Genomic DNA, 7,821 nt, shown 5'->3' on the forward strand with positions numbered 1-7,821 from the left:
GTTCCGGCAGCCTTCAGTGGTCTTTGCAGAGTTAAGACAGGCGGCTTAGCGTTGCACTTCGAACTTGAATCCGCCCCTGTCCGGGTTGGCATCTTTGATTTTGCGAGCGGCGGCAATAGCTCGCTCCAGTGCGTCAGGATCGATATGTGCGGGCGCTGGTGGCCCGCTTTTTTCCTTGGTAACTGTCATGCCTTAACCCCGGTCAGGAGCATATTGCGGAGACGCTGGCGCATAGCGTCCCGTTCTGCTGCGACAGCTTCCTCTGCACGGCGCTGTGCCTCGTTGGCGGCGTCCTGCACCAGTTTATCGACCTCGCGTTCCAGCCCGTCGGCGAGTTCATTGTGGTAGCTCTCCTCCACCTGTCGTTTCAGGTCGGTGACCTCCTGCTCCACCAGCTCCGCCGGTTTGCGAAGCGTGACACTCATATTCCCCGTACCGGCAACATAAACGGACTGCGGGATGCCGATATCGTACCGCCACCCTTCCAATATCCGCTCCTGTAGCTGTTGCATTGCCAGTGCTGCCGGGGCGTTGAAACGCTGCGTACTGCTGGTGGCTGTGTACCTTTGGACGGCGGTATCAATCCGCGCTGCCAGTACGGTGGCGTCAGGTTTGAACCGTTCTGCGGCTTCGCTCAGGAATGCCTGTAGATCGCTCTCAGCGGCTTTCTGAGCCTGTCTTTTAGTAGTCATAGTTGTCTCCGTAATCGGTTGGAAATGGGCGTAAAAGCTCAATGGCTCTCCAGAGTGAGCGTCATTTGTTGTGACCGTGTAGTGCGATCATCTCGTCAGTGTTGATGTGTACGGTTTACGCGTACTCTGTATAGAAGCTCTGCCCGCACGCAGGGCAATGTTGAGGCCTGTCCGGGAGGAACCGGAACCAGCGCGTTACTTCGGAACGTCTAAACGTAACACCTGCAAGGCTGTTAGTTTCAAGCGCCGTCAATGCCCGATAAGCTGTAGATAACGGGAGATCGACGCAACGTGAAACCATCTCAGCGGTTACAGGGATATCGGTTGTGTTCAGGTAGTGCAGGACGTTGATCCTTGGGGTTGTCGCGCGTAGGTCAACGGTATTCAGTAGTGTTGCCAGTTGGATACGCTCTTCATCGGTGGGAGATGTGAAAGCGGCTGGCGTGGGCGTTACATACATTATGCTCCTTATGATAGTGGATAGGGATTTAACCCTACCCACTGATTTTACAGGATTTATGTATAAAAGTCAACCTTGTTGATAATCATTATCATTACCCCCAGTTAATACAATCAACCACTGGCAGCAAATCCGATACATTAAACTTACCTGTGTAAGTTTTAGTCTCTCCTATATCGTTATGCTCATGGCCGACAACTTGTTGCACTGGTATATGCAAGTTCGTTTTCTGGGTTACGGTGATAAAAGTGTGTCGCACACTATGTACTATGCGGCGTTCGCCGTAGTCAGTGAGGTAAGGGATTTCAAGAGCCTCTCGAATCTCATGGAATAACCGTGTGATCTGGTTGTAATTTGTGAGATCAGGGAAAAGAGAATCACCAGCAGAAAACCCCGCTACGTAGTCCAAGAATCCAAGATCAATAAGATGAAGGGATAGCGGTACTTGTCTCGTCCCTGCTTCGGTTTTCGTCTCATCAATCATGATGTAGTAGCGCTGGCAATCATCATCAAATCGGACATCAGAACGTTTTAATTTAGCGATCTCAGCCCGGCGTGCGCCAGTATAAGCAAGAAGAAGAGGTATCCACTTTTTCCAACCTGATAGAGATTTGAAACAGGTCACCAGCTTGCGCATTTCGGTGAGGCTATATTTGCCATAGCTTTTGCTTTTGGTCGAGTACCTAAGGAAGGTGCGATTTAATCATTCAAAGTTCTGTTCATGACTACAATGATTGCCGTTCATCTATCGTTTTCAGTGTTTTGGGCGGTTCTTTGTTCATTTACCATACGATGACAGGACGAAAAAATGGTTCCCATCGAATTAATCGCACCTTCCCTAACTTCTTCATTTTCTGCACTATATCCATTAATAGCGTTGGTTCCATCTTGGACGATTTTACAAGAGAAATGAATATTGAAAGCCGAGAAGAAATGAATTTTGCTCTGCTGGCAGAATCGCAGCTCAGAGAAGCACGAAAGAAACGCCCTGCTGGTAATCTGAAATGAAGGCTGTAGCGGTTGTCACGCTTAAGGATATTGGGGATGGAACAACCGTTGGTGTGCCTCTTCTGTATCACAGTCTGTGTCACATTTTCACCCTTAAAGGCCTGAGACACACCAACGTATTGTTTTTAAAGAAGTCGAAACTGACCGATAAGCCGGGTTCTGTCGTGGACAGTCATTCATCTAGGCCAGCAATCGCTCACTGGCTCAAGCAGCCTACCCGGGTTCAGTACGGGCCGTACCATGTGAACCCCTATTTGGCCTTGCTCCGGGTGGAGTTTACCGTGCCACGAACTGTTGCCAGTCGCGCGGTGCGCTCTTACCGCACCCTTTCACCCTTACCTGATCCCATAAAGGGCCATCGGCGGTTTGCTCTCTGTTGCACTGGTCGTAGGCTCTCGCCCCCCAGGCGTTACCTGGCACCCTGCCCTATGGAGCCCGGACTTTCCTCCCCTCTGTCTGTCTCCCCCTAAGGAGGACGGCAACAAAGCGGCGACTGTCTGGTCAGCTTCGGCGCGGATAATAGGGCATTCTGCGCCTTTTGTCACCCCTCTTGCTGCGCCAGCGCATACTTATACAGGGCGTTTTTCTTCAGACCGTGGATCTCCGCGGTCAGCGCCGCCGCTTTTTTCAGTGGTAATTCAGTCTGTAACAGCGCCAGCGTGCGCAGTGCATCAGCAGGCAGCGCATCATCTTCCGGCTGTTTATAGCCTTCGACAATCAGTACCATCTCACCTTTGCGACGGTTCTCATCCTCCTGGACCCACGCCAGCAGTTCCGCCACCGGTGCACCGTAAATGGATTCCCAGGTTTTGGTGATCTCGCGCGCCAGCACCACATAGCGTTCGCCGCCCAGTTCGCTGACCATATCCTGCAGGCTGTCGAGCAGGCGGTGGGTGGATTCGTAGAAAATCAGTGTGCGTGGCTCCTGTTGCAGTGCGCGTAACGCATCGCAGCGGCCTTTGCTTTTCGCCGGCAGAAACCCTTCGTAACAGAAACGATCGGACGGTAATCCCGCGGCGCTTAATGCTGTAATGGCGGCGCACGGACCCGGCAGTGGCACCACACGAATGCCGGCTTCGCGGCAGCGGCGCACCAGATGGTAACCCGGATCGTTAATCAGCGGCGTCCCGGCATCGGAGACGAGCGCAATACTCTGGCCTTCCTGCAGTTTCGCCAGCAGCTGTTCCGCTTTCTGCTGTTCATTATGATCATGGAGTGCGAACAGGCGCGCATTGATTGCGAAATGTTGTAGCAACAGTCCGGTATGACGTGTATCTTCCGCTGCGATCAGATCGACGCTCGCCAGCACCGCCAGGGCGCGCTGGGTGATATCGCCCAGATTGCCAATCGGGGTGGGAACGATGTAGAGCGTGCTGGCAGAAATCTCTGTCCGATCGAGTTGTTTCATTGTTTCATCCGAATTGCCGATTTAATATTGAGCATCTTGAAAAAAACATCACTGGATACAGTATGCTTCCTTCAAAAGTCGTTCGTAATAAAGCAGGACGCTTCGTGCCTGTCCTTCTCGCCGCGCTGATTCTAGCAGCTTGTGGCGGCCAACAGGTGCAGCAAATGCCTGATGCTAACGTGCAGGCACCTGCCAACAAAAATTCCGACTATTATTTGCAGCAGGTGCAGCAAAGCTCAGATGATAACAAGGCTGACTGGCAATTACTTGCCATACGTGCGTTGCTGAACGAAGGGAAATACCCGGAAGCCAGCCAGCAGTTGACACAACTGCCGTCACAACTCAGCAGCAGCCAGCAGCAGGAGCTGCAACTGCTGAATGCGCAGGTCGCTGTTTCCCGTCAGGATATCGCGGGTGCCCAGGCGGTACTGGCGAAGCTGGATCCGTCAGCATTATCCGCCGACCAACAGGCGCGTTACTGGCAGCTGCAGATTGCTGCAAACCAGGGACGTCCATCGCTGACGCTACTGCGTGCCTATATTGCTCAGGAGCCACTGCTGCAGGGCGACGATCACCAGAAAAATATTGATGCTACCTGGCTGGCGCTGACCCAGATGACGCCGGATCAGATGAACAGCCTGGTGATTAACGCCGATGAAAATACGCTGCAGGGCTGGCTGGATCTGCTGAACCTCTATAACGCTAACCGCAGCGATGCTGAGATGCTGAAAGCGGGCATCAGCGACTGGCAGACGCGCTACCCGAACAACCCGGCAGCGAAAACCCTGCCGACGATGTTAAGCCAGAGCAACAGCTTCCAGCCTGCCTCGACCGGTAAAATCGCGCTGCTGCTGCCACTGAACGGACAGGCGCAGATTTTCGCCAATGCGATTCAGAAAGGTTTTAATGACGCCAAAAATGGCGTGCTGGCGACCGCTGCGCAACCAGGCGCACAGCCCGGAGCCGAGCCACAGGTGAATGCGCAGCCAGCAGACGCCGCACAGCCAGGCAGCCAGAACAACCCGATTGCGGCAAATCCGGTCATCAGCCCGTCAGCCGTGGATACTACCGCGGCGCAGACTCCGGCAGATAGCACGGCGACAGGTGATGTGGCCGCTGCACCGCAAGGCGCTGTGCCGCAGGTTGCTCCGCCTTCCAGCGCCACGGAAGTGAAAGTGTACGACACCAGTTCACAGCCGCTGCAGCAGGTACTGACGCAGGCGCAGCAGGATGGCGCGACGCTGGTCGTGGGACCGTTGCTGAAAAACAATGTTGAAGAGCTGGCGGGCAGCCAGACGCCGCTCAATGTACTGGCGCTGAATGAGCCAGAACAGATCCAGAACCTTCCGAATCTTTGCTATTTTGCGCTTTCTCCTGAAGACGAAGCGCGTGATGCTGCGCATCATATCTGGCAGCAGGGCAAACGCTCGCCGCTGTTGCTGGTGCCGCGCGGTGCGCTGGGCGATCGCGTCAGTAACGCCTTTGCCGCGGAATGGCAGACACTGGGCGGCGGCACGGTGCTGAAACAGCAGTTTGGTTCGACTGCGGAACTGAAACAGGGGATTAACAGCGGCGCAGGTATCAGCCTGACCGGTACACCTGTCACTGTGCAGCAGGCGCAGCCACAGAGCGTGGCGATTGCCGGCCTGAATATCCCGGCGCCAGCGGATACGGCGACAGCAGCACCTGCGGCCAGTTCAGGCAGCGTGGATGCGACTTATATCGTCGCCACGCAGAATGAGCTGCAGCTGATTAAGCCGATGATCGCTATGCGTGTCAGCAGCCGCGATAATCTGGCGCTGTACGCCAGCTCGCGCAGCTTCCAGGCAGGTGCAGGCCCGGATTATCGTCTGGAGATGGAAGGCCTGCAGTTCAGCGATGTGCCGTTGCTGAGTGGCGCCAACCCGGCGCTGATGCAGCAGGCGGCCAAAGCGTTTAATAACGACTACTCGCTGGTACGCCTGTATGCGATGGGCATTGATGCCTGGACGCTGGCGAACCACTTTAATGATATGCGCCAGGGCACCGGCTTCCAGCTGGATGGCAATACCGGTAAGCTGAGCGCCAGCCAGGATTGCGTGATTAACAGGAAGTTAACATGGAGCCAGTATCGTCAGGGACAAATCGTACCGGCCACCTGAGTCGTCAGCAGACAGGGGCGGGCTATGAATTAATTGCCCGTCGCTGGCTGGAACAGGCCGGATTGCGCTTCGAAGCTGCGAATGTGCGTTTCCGTGGTGGTGAGCTGGATCTCATCATGCGGGATAAACAGCAGTGGGTATTTGTTGAGGTGCGCTACCGTCGTGATGATCGCTTTGGCGGTGCGGCGGCCAGCGTGACCCGGCATAAGCAGCAGAAGCTGTTACGGGCGGCAGCGCTGTGGCTGGCACGGCGTAATGCCAGTTTTGCCACTCACGACTGTCGTTTTGACGTCGTCGCGATTACCGGGGAGCAGATTGAATGGCTTCCCGATGCGTTTAATGCAGAAGATTAGAATCCATGCTGGAAAGAATTAAAGTTTGTTTTACCGAAAGTATTCAGACCCAAATCGCCGCGGCGGAAGCGTTGCCTGATGCTATTGCGCAGGCGGCGATGACCATGGTTCAGTCCCTGCTGAATGGCAACAAAATCCTGAGCTGTGGTAACGGCACCTCCAGCGCCAATGCTCAGCATTTTGCCGCCAGTATGGTCAACCGTTTCGAGACCGAACGTCCCAGCTTACCGGCGATCGCACTGAGTGCCGATAACGTCCTGCTGACGGCGATTGGCAATGATCGCCTGCATGACGAGATTTATGCCAAGCAGGTGCGGGCGCTGGGCCATGCCGGAGATATCCTGCTGGCGATTTCAACACGCGGCAATAGCCGTGATATTGTGAAAGCGGTAGAGGCAGCGGTAACGCGTGATATGACCATCATCGCGCTTACCGGTTATGACGGCGGTGAGCTCGCCGGTTTGCTGGGTCCTCACGATGTGGAGATCCGCATTCCCTCGCACCGTAGCTCAAGGATACAGGAGATGCACATGTTAACCGTGAACTGCCTGTGCGATTTGATAGATAACACCTTGTTTCCCCACCAGGATGTCTGAAGGAGCTTAAATGAAGGCATTATCTGCAGTTGCAGTGATTCTTACCGCGTTGATGCTACAGGGTTGCGCCGCAGTGGTTGTTGGCAGCGCCGCCGTGGCGACCAAGACGGCGACGGATCCCCGTACAGTCGGTACACAGGTCGATGACGGTACTTTAGAACTACGTGTCAGCAATGCGCTGGCAAAAGATCAACAAATCAAAAATGACGCACACATTGTCGCCACTGCCTATCAGGGCAAAGTGCTGTTAACCGGTCAGTCGCCAAACAGCGAAATCTCCAGCCGCGCGAAGCAGATCGCGATGGGGGTGGAAGGTGCAACCGAGGTGTATAACGAAATCCGTCAGGGCAGCAAAGCCAGCTTTGGCACGGCGTCGTCGGATACCTGGATCACCACCAAAGTCCGTTCACAGCTGCTGAGCAGTGAGCAGGTGAAATTCTCCAACGTGAAAGTGACCACGGAAAATGGTGAAGTGTTCCTGCTGGGCTTAGTGACGGATCGCGAAGGGAAGGCGGCGGCGGATATCGCCAGCCGGGTCAGCGGGGTGAAACATGTCACCACGGCCTTTACTATTCTGAAATAAAAATCCACGGGGCGGTTCTGTCCGCCCCAATATTTAAAGAATAACCCTATTAAACTCGTTAGTTCTTTTTCTGCATGGTTTGTGGGTGGCACAATGCGTTATGCTAAGGGCCAGGCAGTCCGTTAACCCGAAGGCCCCGACGCGCATTTTTACTCTGCATACGCTACCGCTCCGCCTAAAGGTAAAAAGGCGGAAGGAACACGGGTATCGCTCCTGTCTTATTTTAAACCACATCAACTATGATCAATTCATCATCACCCATAAACAATGAACGTTCGTTGATAAAATCCAAAGACTTTATTATTTTTCCTTTGAGTCCGGGATCTATCTTATCGATATTTTTCAGATGCAAAAAAAGTTTTTCATTTTTATTAATATTAAAAGATGTCATAGCATCTTCTGGATAACGTAAACTTGATAAACAGTCAATAAAAGCAGAGAAGTTATTTCCATAAAAATCAGGAAGACCAAATATTTTTTTTGCCAGGCAGTGGAAGTCAAATTCTGGTCGTGACGCAGATTTAGTGGTAGTGGTTGATTGTCAGATACCAGCCGATGATCTTGTCGTGCATCTCTTCAG

Annotated in this window: 9 protein-coding genes, 1 other RNA gene and 1 pseudogene; 4 read left to right on the forward strand and 7 right to left on the reverse strand. The window is 53.6% G+C overall.

The features are described from left to right. Positions 1 to 45: 45 nt before the first annotated feature. The 5 genes from ACSZO1_RS20935 to rsmI form a co-directional block, all read right to left on the reverse strand. Positions 46 to 189: a hypothetical protein gene (locus ACSZO1_RS20935; protein WP_437616103.1), complete on the reverse strand. Its 144-nt coding sequence runs from the start codon at positions 187 to 189 to the stop codon at positions 46 to 48. Further along, a complete protein-coding gene (locus ACSZO1_RS20940) occupies positions 186 to 692 on the reverse strand; it encodes a hypothetical protein (protein ID WP_437616105.1) in 507 nt (168 codons plus the stop codon). The genes ACSZO1_RS20935 and ACSZO1_RS20940 overlap by 4 nt, the downstream gene beginning before the upstream one ends. 554 nt (positions 693 to 1,246) lie before the next feature. After that, positions 1,247 to 1,789 (reverse strand): tyrosine-type recombinase/integrase, encoded by a 543-nt coding sequence (locus ACSZO1_RS20945; protein WP_437616107.1) that lies wholly within the window; start codon positions 1,787 to 1,789, stop codon positions 1,247 to 1,249. Positions 1,790 to 2,292: 503 nt separating this feature from the next. After that, positions 2,293 to 2,669: RNase P RNA component class A (rnpB, locus tag ACSZO1_RS20950), an RNA gene on the reverse strand. A 32-nt stretch (positions 2,670 to 2,701) separates the two neighbouring features. Continuing rightward, a complete protein-coding gene (gene rsmI, locus ACSZO1_RS20955) occupies positions 2,702 to 3,568 on the reverse strand; it encodes a 16S rRNA (cytidine(1402)-2'-O)-methyltransferase (RefSeq protein WP_437616109.1) in 867 nt (288 codons plus the stop codon). 62 nt (positions 3,569 to 3,630) lie between these two features. Here rsmI and ACSZO1_RS20960 point away from each other — a divergent pair, with 62 nt between their 5' ends. Genes ACSZO1_RS20960 through dolP form a run of 4 tightly spaced genes read left to right on the forward strand, consistent with a single transcriptional unit; the run spans position 3,631 to position 7,241 of the window. Continuing rightward, positions 3,631 to 5,709 carry a penicillin-binding protein activator gene (locus tag ACSZO1_RS20960; protein WP_437616111.1) on the forward strand — a complete coding sequence of 693 codons (2,079 nt, stop codon included), beginning with the start codon at positions 3,631 to 3,633 and terminating at the stop codon, positions 5,707 to 5,709. After that, positions 5,667 to 6,062 (forward strand): YraN family protein, encoded by a 396-nt coding sequence (locus ACSZO1_RS20965; protein ID WP_437616113.1) that lies wholly within the window; start codon positions 5,667 to 5,669, stop codon positions 6,060 to 6,062. Before ACSZO1_RS20960 ends, ACSZO1_RS20965 begins: the two co-directional genes overlap by 43 nt. A gap of 5 nt (positions 6,063 to 6,067) precedes the next feature. Further along, positions 6,068 to 6,658: a DnaA initiator-associating protein DiaA gene (gene diaA, locus ACSZO1_RS20970; protein ID WP_437616115.1), complete on the forward strand. Its 591-nt coding sequence runs from the start codon at positions 6,068 to 6,070 to the stop codon at positions 6,656 to 6,658. Between the two features lie 10 nt (positions 6,659 to 6,668). Beyond that, on the forward strand, positions 6,669 to 7,241 hold the full coding sequence (dolP, locus tag ACSZO1_RS20975) for a division/outer membrane stress-associated lipid-binding lipoprotein (protein ID WP_437616117.1): 573 nt from the start codon (positions 6,669 to 6,671) through the stop codon (positions 7,239 to 7,241). Positions 7,242 to 7,464: 223 nt separating this feature from the next. On the opposite strand, the gene ACSZO1_RS20980 is transcribed toward dolP, so the two are convergent. Continuing rightward, positions 7,465 to 7,632, reverse strand: a complete 168-nt coding sequence (locus tag ACSZO1_RS20980) for a hypothetical protein (protein WP_437616119.1) — start codon at positions 7,630 to 7,632, stop codon at positions 7,465 to 7,467. Positions 7,633 to 7,683: 51 nt separating this feature from the next. Then, a pseudogene (locus tag ACSZO1_RS20985) lies at positions 7,684 to 7,728 on the reverse strand (hypothetical protein); the annotation flags it as partial. Positions 7,729 to 7,821 lie beyond the last annotated feature (93 nt).

Source organism: Erwinia sp. V71 (assembly GCF_965644245.1).
Taxonomy (GTDB): Bacteria; Pseudomonadota; Gammaproteobacteria; order Enterobacterales; family Enterobacteriaceae; genus Erwinia.

Excerpts from the sequence above, each read along its gene's own strand:
- ACSZO1_RS20935 (WP_437616103.1), bottom strand. The coding sequence starts at position 189 with ATGACAGTTACCAAGGAAAAAAGCGGGCCACCAGCGCCCGCACATATC.
- dolP (WP_437616117.1), top strand. The coding sequence starts at position 6,669 with ATGAAGGCATTATCTGCAGTTGCAGTGATTCTTACCGCGTTGATGCTA.
- ACSZO1_RS20945 (WP_437616107.1), bottom strand. The coding sequence starts at position 1,789 with ATGCGCAAGCTGGTGACCTGTTTCAAATCTCTATCAGGTTGGAAAAAG.
- ACSZO1_RS20940 (WP_437616105.1), bottom strand. The coding sequence starts at position 692 with ATGACTACTAAAAGACAGGCTCAGAAAGCCGCTGAGAGCGATCTACAG.
- ACSZO1_RS20965 (WP_437616113.1), top strand. The coding sequence starts at position 5,667 with ATGGAGCCAGTATCGTCAGGGACAAATCGTACCGGCCACCTGAGTCGT.
- ACSZO1_RS20960 (WP_437616111.1), top strand. The coding sequence starts at position 3,631 with ATGCTTCCTTCAAAAGTCGTTCGTAATAAAGCAGGACGCTTCGTGCCT.
- rsmI (WP_437616109.1), bottom strand. The coding sequence starts at position 3,568 with ATGAAACAACTCGATCGGACAGAGATTTCTGCCAGCACGCTCTACATC.
- ACSZO1_RS20980 (WP_437616119.1), bottom strand. The coding sequence starts at position 7,632 with ATGACATCTTTTAATATTAATAAAAATGAAAAACTTTTTTTGCATCTG.
- diaA (WP_437616115.1), top strand. The coding sequence starts at position 6,068 with ATGCTGGAAAGAATTAAAGTTTGTTTTACCGAAAGTATTCAGACCCAA.